Below are 13700 nucleotides of genomic sequence, written 5' to 3'. Positions count from 1 at the left end.
GTCGTCAGATAATTTGAGACTGGTCAGGCTTTTTGAGAAGGGAGGCTCTGGTTCATCAGGGTTAGAGTTTAAGCGACCTGCAGTTGATGCTGCAAGCGGCGGTTCGCGATGGTGTCGCGCTTGATGCGGTTTCGTTCTGCGAGGATCGCCTCAGCCCTGCCGAAGTAGACATCGGCTGGCGTGAGGTTGTCGATGCTCTCATGATAGCGGACGTGATTATAGTGTTCGACGAAGGCTCCTACTTGACGCTCGAGATCACCGGGTAGGTAATAGTTGTCGAGCAGGATGCGGTTCTTCAGCGTCTGATGCCAGCGCTCGATCTTTCCCTGGGTCTGAGGATGGTACGGAGCGCCGCGCACATGCTGCATGCCCTTCTGGTCGAGCCACTCGGCCAGATCATCCGCCACGTAACTCGAACCATTGTCGCTGAGAAGCCTTGGCCAGTGCGCGACGGCGCCGTCGTCTTGTCCTCGAACTCGTTCGCGGCCTCGATCACCACATAGGCCGGGCTGGTGATGAGGTCATGCGCCTTCAGCAGCCGATAGATCGACGCCTCGGATACAAAGTACTTTCGTTCGTCGGTGAACCGCACGGCCAGCTCGCGTGGCGACAGCTCAGGTAACTCCAGCGCCAGGTCGATGATCTGGCCCCGCACATCGTCCGGGATGCGGTTCCAGACCCGGTCTGGTCGAGACCGATGATCGGCCAGCGCCTCAACGCCTCCCTCGCGGTAGCGATCATACCAGCGATAGAATGTGGCGCGCGGGATCCCGAGCTTGTCCAGTGTGCGCTTGGCCGGAAGGTGCGATTGCTCGACCAAATGGATGATCTCGGCCTTCTCTGAGGCGGGATACCTCATGCCTCGTCCTCCCCATCTCCGTTCATACTTGTTTGAACAGACGGTTCTCCAGGGGCAGATCGGCGACGGCCTCCTTCAAGGCGGCGGCCTCCCGGCGGAGGTCCTTCACCTCGCCGGAGGTCGTAGCTCGTGCCGTGTCGCCGGCCAGGCGGCGCTTGCCGGCCTCGAGAACTCCTTGGACCAGCCGTAGTACACATCGAGGCGGCAATGCCTTCTCGGCGACAAAGCTCGGAGATGTTCTCCTCGCCGCGCAATCCTTCCAGCACGATGCGGATCTTCTCTTCCGCCGAATACTGCCGGCGGTTCTGGCGCCGAATGTCCTTTCGCACTTGGTCTGCCGACGCTTTGCCCGGTCCGGATTTCTGTTTCATCTTCGCTGCTGGTGGCTACGATGAACCAGAAATCCTTCCAGGGCTGCGTCCTTACGGACACGCGAAAGGAGTTCTGGGGTAAGCCGGTCCGTGGCTGCGCCGCGGACCGGCTACAAAATGCCTTTACAAGAGCTCCTCGTGAGAGCTCAGGGGGGGGCAGGACCATTTCTGCTCATCCGGGTTCCAAACACACCAAGGCTGACCGCCGACAGCGGCGCACGCATCTTCGAAAGTCAGTTCGGTTACGCCATAATCTGAGATATCCATAGTTGTTTCCTTTCCTACAAGGCGTCAGCTGCCGCTGCCGCAACGCAGAGAATTCAAATCGCGTGCCACGCAGCGGAGTGGCGATAGAGGCGCCAAACAGGCCTTTTTTGCCGGAGCGTATGTGAAAAGCGCGGCGGTCTCTTCGTGCCAACGTCGTCTGCTGGACATTCATGTCGCGGCGCGTATCCAGCATTCCCTTTCGTTGTGCCGACGCGCATTCCGATGTCGGCTTTCCCTCGCCGTCCCTAATTCATCTTCCGCTCGAGCCACTTCTTGATGCTGTCGCCGGCGCGTGTAGTCAGGCCAAGCCTGTTCTTTCCGGCCGTCGAGCGGTTCTTTAGTTTCAGGCAGAGCCATGCCGCAAAGTTTCTTGCCGACTTGAACCCGCGCGCATCCACGACCTTGATCGACAGCAGCTCGCAACGATCGAATCGACCCCCGAGATAGCCGGCAGCCGTTCACTCATCTCTTTACTCCGGCGGAGTTGCATGAGCTACTTGCCGACCTTTGCGATCTGGTCCTCGACGTGCGCCAGTTCTGCTGCCAGAGCGTCCACCCAGCTGCTTTGTAAAGTCGGAGACTTTGCGTCGGCCTGAATGTCGATCAGCAACCGCGAAAGCCCCTTAGGCGCGGCAAAGCCGTATTCCGCGGCGTAGCCGCGGATTGAATTGGCAAACCGGGTCCGCCTGCCGATGAACTGGTTGCGCACACGCTCCAACATTTGTGCGCCCTTGCTCGGGACTTTTGATGGGCACAAAGTTCTTACGCAGTTTCGGCCGGCTTGCCGCACGCAAATATATTGCGATCGGCATCATCGCCACTTCATGCCGGTTTGATTGCAATTCCCACGCCTAACAATGCGATGCCCGCAGGCCTCCAGAGCCACAAGCGCACGCGGCAGCGCTTGAAGAACTTCTAAACCAGCCCGCGGCTCAATTTAAGCCGCAAAACCGGCTGCTCGTTCCCATCAACGCCATGCAGCTGAAACACACTCTGGACGTATGCAAACCGACGCGAACAATCGCTTTTATGCGCCCCGACGCGTCGCACTCTGCGCCGTTCTTTGCCCAAGCCTGCCAAGCGATTTGGATTTGATCGCTCAGCTCGCCCCGCTGCTTCTTTGATGATACCGAAAGCGACCTAGTGGGGCCGCGGCGACATCCGCATTGCCGCGATGCCGAATGAACCTCTCGCGCAGCCAACCCTGAAGGCCATGGAGTCGTTTCGGGGCGTTCAGGCGACTTGAACGTTTCACCCCGCCCGCCACCACGTAGTCTTTCACCGAGATGGCTGCAGCCCAGCTGCCGCGGAATCCGCTTCAGAGCCAGCCGCACGCCCTCAGGCGCAACACGTCCGCCACGTCATCCGGCGTCTTCATCACCTGCCCCCCGTGGATCAATCCACGAGGAGCCTTCCGTGATTCGTTCCTCGTTCATTCGCTCTCTCCTCAGCTATCCAAGAAGGGGCAATTGCTCGTGACGCTGAGGGGGCATGACCTTTTGCCCCTAAGTGTTATCAAGTCCTGAGTTCGCCCCGGCTGTTGGATTTGCCCAGGTTGGGCGGTGGTAGCGACGTGAGCTGGCGGATAGCTCGAAGGCTTCCTGAAGCATGCCGTGTTCGCCCTGTTCGATTTGTCGCATTTGCAACCACAATGATGTTCGGGCGGTCTGCCGCACATTTGCTGTTTAGCATCATAAAAGCAAGGAGAGCGTTTTCTGCCGTTCCTGAGCAGTTGGCACGAGACTTGAAGTTGCTACGGGGTCGGCAGCAGTTGCTGGTCGACCACACTCACGGCTATTGAAAAGGAAACAACATGAGAAGCTATATGTCAGCTTCCGGAATTGACTCCTGAAGAAGCATGGGCAACTGCGGGAAGGAAGGTATCGCTCGGACGTGGCGCGGTTGCGGTTGGGAGGTTCGTCCCATTGAGGGCGGTGGTTGCAGCATCATTCCAATTCCTTGCCCTGAGGAGCCTAGCCCTTAATTGCAAAAGTGTCTGCAGCCTGCCTGCGGCGCCAGGCAGGCTCTTCTTCATGCCGCCCCGCGAAAGTTTCGCGCCGGACGAAAGGTCTTTGGGCGCGCCGCGGTTGAACGTTTGAGAAATTCCGTTCAACGGCTCTGTCGCGGGCGCAACGATAAGACTTCACCGGCGTGCGGGGGCTCTCAGCTGAGTGGCAGGATCGAATGCAAATCAAATACAAAGCGGCTGCTCTGGATTTGTTGTGGAGCAATCGCATGATCGCTCCACACCTCTTTTCGGGTAATCAACGAAATTGGCCGAGCAGCACCAGCGAGTGTTCCACATCTGACAAGGAGATAACAATGAAAGTCGATACGTTAGTTGGCTACCCTTAGGTGTGAAGGACAATAGCTGGCGCACCTTCCCCGTGCGTCGCTCAATCCTGATGAGTCGTTTGGCACTGCCAATCGTCGTAATCCGTGACAGGGCTGCTATGGCTGATGTAATGCTGCCTCCGGAGACGGTCTGCTACACTGCAGAGAGCATCCTATCGCGAGAATCAGGACGATCTTTGGCGATCTACAAGATAATTGTGTTGTCTGTCGTTGCGACGTTTGTGTCGCTGCCAGTCATCACCGTGACGCTGTCTGCTCAAAGTGCCGGTACCATTCGTCCCACAATCGAGAAAACTCCTCTGATAGCACCCGTCTCCGGACGAATTTCTCGTGTTCTTGCCGTCGAGAACGATCTCGTTGCACAAGGACGAGAGATCCTAGCTCTCGACGATGTGGTCATTAAGGAAAAGATCGGTGCGCTTACAGGCGAAATCCGTCTGAAGCGCGATCGTGCCAGCGACCTCCAGGCCCTGATCTCTTCCGGCGCACAGTCCGACGCCCCAGTCCGCCTCCGCTCGGAGTTCGCCACGGCCGAGCGCCTGCATTTTCTCAACCTGTTGCGGGAGAACCAATATGCCCGCAGCAACGCCGCGGCAGAACTCGAGCGCGCTCAGCGACTCGTCGCGGTTGCTGCAGCGCCCACCAAGGCGGTTGAAGAAAAGGCTTTCGCGTTGCAGAGCCTCGAGGTGAAGGGCGAGATCCTCGTCCGGAGCAAATCCGCCGAATGGAATCAGCAGCTCTTCGATACAAACCTCCGCCTTCAGGAACTCACCGCCAGCTTGCACCAACTTGAGAACGAACGCGACTTGACCCAGATTCGCGCTCCCGTGTCCGGCGCACTCGAGCAATTCAACGGCGTCACCCCAGGCAGCTACGTCCAGGCGGGGCAAACTGTCGGTTGGGTCTCGCCCGACGGCGAACTGGTGGCGGATATCTACGTTTCGCCCAAAGACATCGGCTTCGTGCAGCCTGGCCAGGCGGTGAGGCTCCAGGTCGATGCCTTCAACTACAATCAATGGGGATGATTGACGCGACAGTGCTAGACGTCGCGCAGGACTTTACCCTGCAGGAGAAGAGCCCGGTCTTCAAGGTTCGCTGCGCGCTTTCTCGCAGTTACCTCGAGCTCACAAATGGCATCATTGGTCATCTGAAGAAAGGCATGACGGTGAGAGCCCGTTTTCTCGTGGCGGAGCGCACTCTGCTGCAACTTCTCTACAATGAGATTGACGATTGGCTCAACCCGGTCCTAGCGGCTCGTTAATTATCCATTCCAAGAAGCCGGTGAGCCGCCATGTTGGGTCAAATCATCAAAGTCAAGCAGCGCGACATCACGGATTGTGGGGCTGCCAGCCTCGCTTCCGTTGGAGCCTTCTACGGTTACAAGTTGCCATTGTCGCGCATTCGCCAGTATGCGTCGACGGACCAATCGGGCACCACCGTGTCGGGTCTTCTGCTAGCGGCTCATCAGCTGGGGTTCATTGCCAAGGGCGTCAAGGGCGGCTTCGACAGCTTGTACAAGATCCCCAAGCCGGCCATCGCGCATGTGATCATCAAGGATGTCTTGCACCACTTCGTAGTGATCCAGGCGATCGACACGAGGTGGGTCACCGTCATGGACCCCGCGTACGGCGAAATCCGCAAGCTATCGCATGAAGAATTCAAGAGGCAATGGACTGGCGTCCTGGTGCTCCTGGTTCCGGCCGACACCTTCAAGCGCCGCGATGAGACCACCTCACCTCTTCTCCGCTTCGCCCGGCTGCTTGCATCGCACAAAGCGGCGCTAACGCAGGCTCTCGTCGGCGCACTGGTAACCACCCTCCTGGGGCTGTCGACAGCCATTTACGTCCAGAAGATCGTCGACCACGTGATCACAGCGGGCAACCGCAATTTGCTCAATCTCATGAGCGTCGTGATGCTGCTGATCCTGGTGCCGCAGATCGTAATCAACCTGCTCAGAAACCGGCTAGTCCTGCAAACAGGTCAGAAGATCGATGTCTGCTTGATCCTCGGCTACTACAATCACATCCTAAGCCTACCACAAAAATTCTTCGACAGCATGCGCATGGGAGAAATCGTCTCCCGGATGAATGATGCGGTGAAAATCAGGAGCTTTCTGAACGACGTCTCGATCACCATGTTCGTCAACATGCTGGTCATACTGTTCTCGTTCGGCCTGATGTTCATCTACTCGTGGAAGATCGCCTTGGTCGTGGCTATCTCCATCCCACTATATGTCTTAGTCTATTGGACCGTTAACCGACTCAATAGGAAGCGCCAGCGCGCGATCATGGAGAATGCCGCCGAACTGGAGGCGCAATTGGTTGAATCACTCGGAGCTGTTTTCCACGGTCAAGACTTTCGGCGTGGAGAGCTTCGCTTGCCTTAAGATGGAAACTCGCTTTGTCAAGACCCTGCAATCGGTCTACAGCTCCGGCCTCATCTCGATCGTCGGAGACAATGCTTCTACCTTTCTCTCAACTCTCTTCACAATCCTGCTAATGTGGTTTGGCGCGACGCTTGCTATGGATCAGGCCGTGACTCCGGGTGAGTTACTTTCCTGCTACGCACTGCTCGGCTATATCACCCGGCCTGTCGCCAACCTGATCCAAACCAACAGAATCGTTCAGGACGCGTTTATCGCGGCGGATCGCCTGTTCGAGATTTTCGACCTTGAGCCGGCACGCAGCCGGCGGTATTGATGCCACCAAATCCGAGCTTTGGTGATATCCGCCTGGAGAACGTCACCTTCCGCCATGGCTCGCAGCCGAAGCTCTTTGAAGATCTTAACCTCACCTTTCGTCGAGGTGAAATGACGGCCGTGGTGGGAGAAAGCGGCTCAGGCAAGAGCTCCCTTGCGGCGCTGCTGCAGAACGTCTACCCGCTCGAAAGCGGCCGCATTCGGATCGGTCCCTATGACTTAAAGACTTCTCGACCGTATCCTTGCGTAGGGTTATTGCTTCGGTACCGCAGTCGACGGACGTATTCTCAGGCTCGCTGATCGAGAACATCGCGCTCGGCGAGTTCGAACCGGAGATCGACAGGATCATGAAGGTCTGCGATCAAACTGGGCTGCGGGAGGCGATCGAGAATTGGCCGGGAGGCTTCCAGGCCTATCTAGGCGAAAACGGCGTACGGCTCTCTGGCGGCGAAAAGCAGCGCCTTTCGTTGGCCCGAGCTCTGTATCGGGATCCGGACATCCTGATCCTGACGAGCCTACCTCTTCTCTGGACTCCGTTTGCCGAAGCCACCATTCACCAGCTCCTTGATGATTTGCGTGGCGCCGGCAAGACCATCGTGGTCATCTCTCACCGACCCAGCACCATCCGCACTGCCGAGAAGCTTGTCATGTTACACAAGGGGCGGATCGTTGCTGAAGGCAGGCATACTGATCTGCTGGGTGAAGCCGCTTACCTTCGCTTGTGGCAGACGCAAACAGGGGTCAGCTAGAGTTGCAGAATTTGCTGTGACCTCCTCCGAATGAGTGGACACCTGTAGTAGGCTCATTGAGCCCGGAGGTGTCGAATGGAACGTCAACGTCGTAAGCGGAGCTTTTCTCCCATTTGATTGACTGGTTTCGCTTCGGCTTTCGCTCTGCGATCCCTTGGCTTGTCAGAGAGCCGAGAGGAGACTGAAGGCGATGGAACAATCGGGGGAGGAAGCCGAAGCTGATGGCTTTGTGGGGAAGCTTACGCGCCGGACGCGTTCTGGAGGCCGGTTATGGTCTGCGGAGATCAAGGGGCGCGCTGTTTTCGAGAGCATGAAGCCCGACGCCCGGGTATGTGATGTCGCACGGCGTTATGGTGTGAAGGCCCAGCAGTTGACGACGTGGCGCAGATTGGCGCGTGCTGGCCGGCTCGCATTGGTCACGGACGACGCGGCGGATTTCGTGTCGATCGAGCTGAGCGATCCAGTGGCGTCAGGCAAGAGCGAGGGGCCCGTCGAGATTACGATTGGCAAGGTTTCGGTCCGCCTGGATGCGGACGTGTCGGCGGTGCGGATCGCGGAGATCGTGACTGCGATCGAGCGCGGCGCATGATCATTCCGGCGCAGGGACTGCGGATTGTGCTTGCTGTGCGTCCTGTTGACTTCCGGTGCGGGCACGACGCGCTGGCCGGTCTTGTGCAAAACACGCTTGGGCTCGATCCGCATTCGGGCCTGATCGTGGTTTGTCGTTCGAAGCGCGCCGACCGGCTGAAGATTTTGCTATGGGACGGCACGGGCCTCGTTTTGGTCTACAAGCGCCTTGGCCGCGATGGTCGTTTCGAGTGGCCGCAGATCAGCGACGGCGTCATGCATCTGACGCGCGTGCAGTTCGAAGCGCTGTTTGAAGGGCTGAACTGGAAGCGAGTGGGCGAACGGATTGTCGCGACGCCAGCTGCGGCGAACTGACTCAGACCCGACAACCTGTTTCGCGCGGGGCTTTGGGATGATAGCTTGCGGATGTGCCGCCGTCCCCCATTGATCCCGCCCGTCTTGCAGCGCTGCCCGCCGATTTGCGCGCGCTCTTCCGCGCGCAGGAAGCGATGATTGAAGCCGAGCGTCGTCGCGCAGACGATGAATGCTCGGCGCGCCTTCATGTCGAGAGTGAACTGGCTGCGTCCAAAGAGAGCGTCGAACGCCTCGAACTGCTCGTGAAGGAGTACGAGCGCGCACGTTTCGGTAAACGCTCGGAGAAGTTCAATCCCGATCAGATGCAACTGGTTCTCGAGGACATCGAGATTGCCATCGCCGAAGTCCAGGAACGCCAGGACGATCGTGCGCGCCGCGCCGGCACGGCGCCGTCCAGCCGCCGGACCAGGCGCGCTGCCCGTGCCTTTCCCGCGCACCTGCCGCGCATCGAGCAGGTGATCGAACCCGAGAACCTCGAGTGTCCCTGCGGCTGCGGCCGGATGGTCCAGATCGGCGAGGATCGCTCCCGCCGTCTCGATGTCATGGCCGCCCAGTATCGTGTGATCGAGACGGTGCGACCGCGCTACGCCTGCGCAAAGGGCTGCACCGGTGTTGCTCAGGCGCCGGCGCCCGCCCATCTCGTGGAGGGTGGCATCCCACCGAGGCGCTGCTGGCGCAGGTGGCGGTCGCCAAGTTCAGCGAGCACATGCCACTCTATCGTCAGTCGCAGGTTCTGGCTCGGCATGGCATCTTCATCGATCGCGCCGTTCTGGCAGACTGGATGGGAACGGTCGCCTTCCACCTCGCGCCGCTGGTCGAGCGCATGAGCGTCGTGATGAAGCAATCGGGCCGCTTGTTCATAGACGAGACCAGGGCGCCTGTGCTCGATCCGGGCCGGGGCCGAACGAAGACCGGCTATCTGTGGGCTGTCCCTGCGCGACGATCGCGGCCACGGCGGCGCTGATCCACCAATCGTGGTCTACCACTACGCGCCAGGACGCGGTGGTGACCATGCTGAGCGCATCCTCGAGGGCTTCGACGGCATCCTTCAGGTCGACGATACCAGGGCTATCATCGGCTCGCACGGCCCAAGCGCAAAGGCGGCGTGCCGCTGCGCTGGCCGCATGTTGGTCCCACTCAAGGCGCAAGATCATCGCAGCGACTCCGAAAGCCGGCTCACCCATCGCCGAAGCCGTCCTCGCGCGCATCGCCGCACTCTATGCGATCGAGAAGGAGATCCGTGGCGCCGACGCCCCGGCTCGGCAAACGACCCGTAACGAGCGATCACGGCCGCTCGTCGCTGAACTCGAGAGGTTTCTGCGCGAGCAAGCCGCTCGCCTGTCGCCGGGCAGCGAGATGGGCAAGGCGATCGCCTATCTCCTGAACCATTGGGATGGCCTCACCTTGTTTCTCGACGATGGTTGCGTTGAGATGGACACCAATCCCGTCGAAAATCAAATCAGGCCGCTGACTCTGACGCGTAAAAATAGTTTATTTGCTGGTCACGACGAAGGTGGTCGTTCATGGGCGCGCATAGCTTCGCTCATCGCCACCTGCAAAATCAACAGCGTGGAGCCCTACGTCTGGATGAAAGCGACGCTCAAAGCGATCGCAACCGGTCACCCGCAGTCCCGGATCGACGAGCTCCTGCCCTGGTCGTTCGGCCGCACCTCGTAATTCTCCGTCGTTGCCGCCTCCATACCCCCGCCAACGATTTGCAAACACGTTGATCAACAGACTGCAATCCCCACGCCAAACCTTTGCGAATGGGACGCGAACGTCGCTTACCATCAACCGCGGACGGCTGACGGAAAGCAAGAACATTGGTAGTCTCGGTCATGGCGTATCGCTCTCCTCGAGAGGTTCTGGCAGGCTCGTCACCCGCCTCGATACGCCGCCTTCCTCACACCGTCATCACCCAGATTCCGCCATAGCTCGCCATAGCGCGACCGCCACTTGTAGAACGTCATCGCTGATGTCGTGCTTACGGCAGAGATCGCTCGCCGACATCCCGGCGGCGTGTTCCTTCAAGACCCCGATGATCTTCTGTGAACCTGCCTTTACGCATCGCCTGTCTTCTCGGTGGAGGACAGAACCCTAACTCAAAACCGAGGGCGTTTCAGGGGAGCAGGTCACTTCTGTTTCTGAAACCAGCGCAGATAACTCCAGCCCTTCTTGCGGGGATAGGTGCGGCCGTGCTGGGCATGTAACCACCTGTTGCCGATGGGACCCGCAGCGCTTCAACCGCTGCCGCTCGGGCGCGAACGAGATCGCGCATCGCCTCGGGCCTTCATCGGGAACCCATATGTTGCCACCACCGTGCGTTCACGGCCGAGGAACCGGATCAGGCGATAAAGGCCATAGCCAGTCGGGCCGGCCTCGTAACAGAAAAGGCATCTGCTAAACATCTGATAAATCTCTGGCCGAAATTGGCTTGATCGGCACCCGAGCCGTAAACTCTCCGCACCGCTCAACGGGCTGACTTGTGGCATTGGACAGGATTTGCGCAAGTGTGTGATGACAATATCGTCCTTGACAAAAGCCCATACCAGTACGGCAGGCTAGCTTAACACTGTTGATCGAGGTCGTGTGGCTATTTCTCTCTAGAAACTTCGTGACTGCAGAACGTTTCACATCCTCGCATCGACAGATCACAGTTCCATCGCTTGCCAGATCAGACAGCGCTCTCATGTTAGGTTGAAAAAATTTCGCGACTCGATCCGAGAATTTCCGATTACGCTTCGTCTGCGACAGGTTACGGCGGATCAATCGATCATCTCGCCGCTGCGGGATCAAGTCTTGCACAATCATTAGCCCGCGAGTTCGCCTTCAGTACGAGCGCTCGCAGCGCCGCGGATGCCCGCTGGTTCTCCCGCCACGTAGACGTTTCTCACAGTGGTACGCTGAAATCCATCATGCTTCACTATCCAGCCGCCATTTCGGCTATCCCATTGTGTTGCACAACCTATCTGGCGGCAAAGCTCAGTGGACGGAAGCAATCCGAAGCCCGTCCCGAGAATATCCGTTTCAAACACACGGTGCGCTCCGCTCGGAATCCAATCGCGATCACAATCTGACAACGTAACGTGAGTCAGTCCCTCCTCGTTACCGCGAGCTTCGACCATAATCCTCCCGAACCGAATCGACACACGCGCTTTTGTGAGTTTGTAAAGAGAGCTAGCAGTCTCTTTAAAAATTGGAATATTCCCAGGAACGGCGAGCAATCCATCCAAGATCTCTCGAAAACGAGGGCGCGACCTCGCGATTGCAACTTCCTGTATCTCCGCACCGGCCGCGAGAAGCATATCGGCAACGAGAATAAGAAGCGGGTGTGATCCCGCCAATACGAACCGCCGCCCAAGCAAGACATTTTGGCTCCTGAGCAGCGTCTGGATCGCTCCCACCCCCATTACGCCAGGAAGCGTCCATCCCGGGAAAGCTACTGGCATTTCATAGGCGCCGGTGGCCACCAACGTCTTCCTCGCCAAGACGGTTGTTTTGTTTGTACAACGCGGATTCGATCCTCATCGGGAAATATGCCCCAAACTGTCTGTCTGAATCGCCAGTCTATGCGCGACTCGGCCTCCGCCTTTCTCACTAATACATCGCCAAAGGGATAGAGACGGCAAGCGGGAGAGTTCACTTGGACGGAGGGGTGCGGCGGCGGCTGTCGAAATATCTGCCCCCTGCCCGTCCTTGCTCATCGAAAACAACGACGGATAGGTTTCGACAACATTCAAGCGCTGCGGACATACCGGCCGGACCTGCACCAATGATGGCCACGTCAAAACACTTGAGATCAGCCATCAGTCTTGTCTCCGGTCTCGACGGCCATCCCGGGCTCGGCATCAATCATGCATGCCCTTATGTATGACGTCCCATTCACAGTAACCATGCAGTCGAAACAGACCCCCGTATTGCAGCATGGCGCACGCGGCTCATTGCTAACGATCGACCGACGAAAGGATCGCAGGCCGGACGCAAGGAGGGCGGCAAGCAAAGTATCACCGCGGTGGCAAACGACGGAATTGCCATTCACGGATAGTTCTATTTCCGAACCGCGTGAACCCGGGAGGTAATGCCCATTAAGCATTATTTAGACTCACGAAGCGGCCGGGATCGAAGCGCGACACATCGAGATCAACAGGCTTCTCCAAGATCATGCTTGCAAGTACCCGCGTAGGTGGGCCCGAGCGTGAACGCGGATCCTCCTGTTGCAATGAAGAGATCCGAGCGGCGCGGCAAGGCTCCGACAAGAGGCAATTGATCGGCAACGAGCAAGGTTGCACCACTCCATATGCGAAGGACCGGGATCTCACCAATCCTCGGCACCACCGAAACGGCGGCGCGCAAATTGCCCTGAATCGATGAAGGCAAGATTTCGGGCGGCAGATCCAGATCATAAACTCCGCCTGTCTCATGCAGGCGTGCGGGCCATCCCCACCTACCAGAATGGTACCCTCGGCCGATTGATTCAATGATAGACGCCGTCCTGCATGTTGGATGAGATGCTTGATAAATGGCGCCACTTGGACCGTTGCCGCCATCATCAATCCGATCGGCACGACTGGAAGGGCAATCCCTGCCATAGCGGCGATGCGAGCCGACCAGGGACCTGCAGCAATGGCGACCTTACGCGCTAAAATTTCGCTCCCGTCGGAAAGGGTTGTCCTCCAGCGGCCCCGTTGTTGTTTCACGCCGGTCACGGCTATACCCGCCCGGATCCGTGCTCCAAACTCCTCAGCAACTTTGGCAAATGCCAAAGTGGCGCCGCGCGGATTCGCCTTACCCTCTAGAGGGCAAAGCGCCGCTGCAACAATTGCCGAGCTGAGATAAGGTGCTCTCTGGTGAATCTCATCGCTCGAAAGCATTCGATTCTCCAGCCCATAACTGCGCTCGAGTTCGGTTTTTCTCTCCAGGAGTAGCGCCTGCTCGCTCGTTTCCGCAAGCATCATTCCGCCACTCTGCAAGACGCCAACATTCTCACCTATTCTAGTGCTCAGCAGGCTCCACTCCCGCGCGGCATCGAGATGTAGTGGCAGGGCCTCAGCCGCCTTCTTCGCTGCATCCAGTCCGTGCTCAATCATTCGATATTCGAGCTGGAAATGGAGGCTGCCCGCATTTCGCCCGGAGGCGTGCTGATTCAGTTGGTCTTTCTCAACAAGACACGCGGTGCTCCCCGAACACACCAAGTAATACGCCAGTGCCGAGCCTAGCAAGCCGCCGCCGACCACTAGGCAATCGACTGTTTCAGGCATCTTCGTTCACAACCTCAATCCCGAGGCGCTGGAGCGTGTCCGCGACGCGTCGAACCTCCTCGGCAGCGAGATCAAGAAGGGGCCTGCGAACGTACCCAGCAGGGACACCCCGCAACCGCAGAGCAGTTTTGAGAATTGCCTGCGCATTACCAAATGCACCAGCGTAGTCCTTGTTAAACAATTCGCGCATGATGATCCGGT

The 13700-nt window shown here is 58.4% G+C and carries 14 protein-coding genes and 5 pseudogenes; 8 read left to right on the top strand and 11 right to left on the bottom strand.

Annotated features, from left to right (window positions below; translation table 11 throughout):
* Positions 1 to 68: 68 nt before the first annotated feature.
* The 3 genes and pseudogenes from JEY66_RS43145 to JEY66_RS43140 form a co-directional block, all read right to left on the bottom strand.
* Positions 69 to 1230, bottom strand: a pseudogene (locus JEY66_RS43145) (transposase).
* Between the two features lie 512 nt (positions 1231 to 1742).
* Complete coding sequence (locus JEY66_RS45635) at positions 1743 to 1895, bottom strand: transposase (protein WP_018273892.1); 153 nt, start codon at positions 1893 to 1895, stop codon at positions 1743 to 1745.
* A gap of 95 nt (positions 1896 to 1990) precedes the next feature.
* The gene (locus JEY66_RS43140; protein WP_129557537.1) at positions 1991 to 2206 is read right to left on the bottom strand and encodes a hypothetical protein; all 216 of its coding nucleotides are present in this window, start codon (positions 2204 to 2206) and stop codon (positions 1991 to 1993) included.
* Positions 2207 to 4028: 1822 nt separating this feature from the next.
* Here JEY66_RS43140 and JEY66_RS43130 point away from each other — a divergent pair.
* The 8 genes and pseudogenes from JEY66_RS43130 (at position 4029) to tnpC (ending at position 9918) form a co-directional block, all read left to right on the top strand.
* A pseudogene (locus JEY66_RS43130) lies at positions 4029 to 5113 on the top strand (HlyD family secretion protein).
* Positions 5114 to 5143: 30 nt separating this feature from the next.
* Positions 5144 to 6238 (top strand): ABC transporter transmembrane domain-containing protein, encoded by a 1095-nt coding sequence (locus JEY66_RS45630; protein WP_420888293.1) that lies wholly within the window; start codon positions 5144 to 5146, stop codon positions 6236 to 6238.
* A 1-nt stretch (position 6239) separates the two neighbouring features.
* Positions 6240 to 6551: a 6TM ABC transporter family protein gene (locus JEY66_RS45625; protein ID WP_420888292.1), complete on the top strand. Its 312-nt coding sequence runs from the start codon at positions 6240 to 6242 to the stop codon at positions 6549 to 6551.
* Positions 6551 to 6850 carry an ATP-binding cassette domain-containing protein gene (locus JEY66_RS45620; protein WP_420888291.1) on the top strand — a complete coding sequence of 100 codons (300 nt, stop codon included), beginning with the start codon at positions 6551 to 6553 and terminating at the stop codon, positions 6848 to 6850. The genes JEY66_RS45625 and JEY66_RS45620 overlap by 1 nt, the downstream gene beginning before the upstream one ends.
* Complete coding sequence (locus JEY66_RS45615) at positions 6793 to 7299, top strand: ATP-binding cassette domain-containing protein (RefSeq protein WP_420888290.1); 507 nt, start codon at positions 6793 to 6795, stop codon at positions 7297 to 7299. Before JEY66_RS45620 ends, JEY66_RS45615 begins: the two co-directional genes overlap by 58 nt.
* Positions 7300 to 7489: 190 nt before the next feature.
* Positions 7490 to 7888: a transposase gene (locus JEY66_RS43120; protein WP_026192391.1), complete on the top strand. Its 399-nt coding sequence runs from the start codon at positions 7490 to 7492 to the stop codon at positions 7886 to 7888.
* Complete coding sequence (tnpB, locus tag JEY66_RS43115; protein WP_018273887.1) at positions 7885 to 8241, top strand: IS66 family insertion sequence element accessory protein TnpB; 357 nt, start codon at positions 7885 to 7887, stop codon at positions 8239 to 8241. The genes JEY66_RS43120 and tnpB overlap by 4 nt, the downstream gene beginning before the upstream one ends.
* Before the next feature lie 134 nt (positions 8242 to 8375).
* Positions 8376 to 9918 (top strand): annotated as a pseudogene (tnpC, locus tag JEY66_RS43110) (IS66 family transposase).
* A 260-nt stretch (positions 9919 to 10178) separates the two neighbouring features.
* Here the strand turns inward: tnpC and JEY66_RS43105 are convergent.
* From JEY66_RS43105 to JEY66_RS43080, 8 genes and pseudogenes are all read right to left on the bottom strand, one after another.
* Positions 10179 to 10284 (bottom strand): annotated as a pseudogene (locus JEY66_RS43105) (transposase); the annotation flags it as partial.
* Between the two features lie 92 nt (positions 10285 to 10376).
* Positions 10377 to 10640, bottom strand: a pseudogene (locus JEY66_RS43100) (IS110 family transposase); the annotation flags it as partial.
* 1 nt (position 10641) lies between these two features.
* Positions 10642 to 10932, bottom strand: coding sequence for a (2Fe-2S)-binding protein (locus JEY66_RS45610; RefSeq protein WP_420888294.1), 291 nt, complete (start codon positions 10930 to 10932; stop codon positions 10642 to 10644).
* A 119-nt stretch (positions 10933 to 11051) separates the two neighbouring features.
* Positions 11052 to 11711: an NAD(P)/FAD-dependent oxidoreductase gene (locus tag JEY66_RS43095; RefSeq protein ID WP_248887636.1), complete on the bottom strand. Its 660-nt coding sequence runs from the start codon at positions 11709 to 11711 to the stop codon at positions 11052 to 11054.
* Between the two features lie 169 nt (positions 11712 to 11880).
* On the bottom strand, positions 11881 to 12048 hold the full coding sequence (locus JEY66_RS43090; protein WP_248887635.1) for an NAD(P)-binding protein: 168 nt from the start codon (positions 12046 to 12048) through the stop codon (positions 11881 to 11883).
* Positions 12041 to 12334 (bottom strand): (2Fe-2S)-binding protein, encoded by a 294-nt coding sequence (locus tag JEY66_RS45605; RefSeq protein ID WP_080650474.1) that lies wholly within the window; start codon positions 12332 to 12334, stop codon positions 12041 to 12043. Before JEY66_RS45605 ends, JEY66_RS43090 begins: the two co-directional genes overlap by 8 nt.
* On the bottom strand, positions 12327 to 13499 hold the full coding sequence (locus JEY66_RS43085) for an NAD(P)/FAD-dependent oxidoreductase (protein ID WP_248887634.1): 1173 nt from the start codon (positions 13497 to 13499) through the stop codon (positions 12327 to 12329). The genes JEY66_RS45605 and JEY66_RS43085 overlap by 8 nt, the downstream gene beginning before the upstream one ends.
* Positions 13492 to 13689 (bottom strand): hypothetical protein, encoded by a 198-nt coding sequence (locus JEY66_RS43080; protein ID WP_338075596.1) that lies wholly within the window; start codon positions 13687 to 13689, stop codon positions 13492 to 13494. The genes JEY66_RS43085 and JEY66_RS43080 overlap by 8 nt, the downstream gene beginning before the upstream one ends.
* Positions 13690 to 13700: the final 11 nt, after the last annotated feature.

Source organism: Bradyrhizobium elkanii USDA 76, from assembly GCF_023278185.1.
Taxonomy (GTDB): Bacteria; Pseudomonadota; Alphaproteobacteria; order Rhizobiales; family Xanthobacteraceae; genus Bradyrhizobium; species Bradyrhizobium elkanii.
Note: the sequence above shows the minus strand (reverse complement) of the source record. Positions and strands in the feature narration are given on the sequence as shown.

Excerpts from the sequence above, each read along its gene's own strand:
- JEY66_RS43085 (WP_248887634.1), bottom strand. The coding sequence starts at position 13,499 with ATGCCTGAAACAGTCGATTGCCTAGTGGTCGGCGGCGGCTTGCTAGGC.
- JEY66_RS43080 (WP_338075596.1), bottom strand. The coding sequence starts at position 13,689 with ATGCGCGAATTGTTTAACAAGGACTACGCTGGTGCATTTGGTAATGCG.
- JEY66_RS45605 (WP_080650474.1), bottom strand. The coding sequence starts at position 12,334 with ATGCTTAATGGGCATTACCTCCCGGGTTCACGCGGTTCGGAAATAGAA.
- JEY66_RS45610 (WP_420888294.1), bottom strand. The coding sequence starts at position 10,932 with ATGAGAGCGCTGTCTGATCTGGCAAGCGATGGAACTGTGATCTGTCGA.
- JEY66_RS43120 (WP_026192391.1), top strand. The coding sequence starts at position 7,490 with ATGGAACAATCGGGGGAGGAAGCCGAAGCTGATGGCTTTGTGGGGAAG.
- JEY66_RS45620 (WP_420888291.1), top strand. The coding sequence starts at position 6,551 with ATGCCACCAAATCCGAGCTTTGGTGATATCCGCCTGGAGAACGTCACC.
- tnpB (WP_018273887.1), top strand. The coding sequence starts at position 7,885 with ATGATCATTCCGGCGCAGGGACTGCGGATTGTGCTTGCTGTGCGTCCT.
- JEY66_RS45625 (WP_420888292.1), top strand. The coding sequence starts at position 6,240 with ATGGAAACTCGCTTTGTCAAGACCCTGCAATCGGTCTACAGCTCCGGC.
- JEY66_RS43090 (WP_248887635.1), bottom strand. The coding sequence starts at position 12,048 with ATGGCTGATCTCAAGTGTTTTGACGTGGCCATCATTGGTGCAGGTCCG.
- JEY66_RS45630 (WP_420888293.1), top strand. The coding sequence starts at position 5,144 with ATGTTGGGTCAAATCATCAAAGTCAAGCAGCGCGACATCACGGATTGT.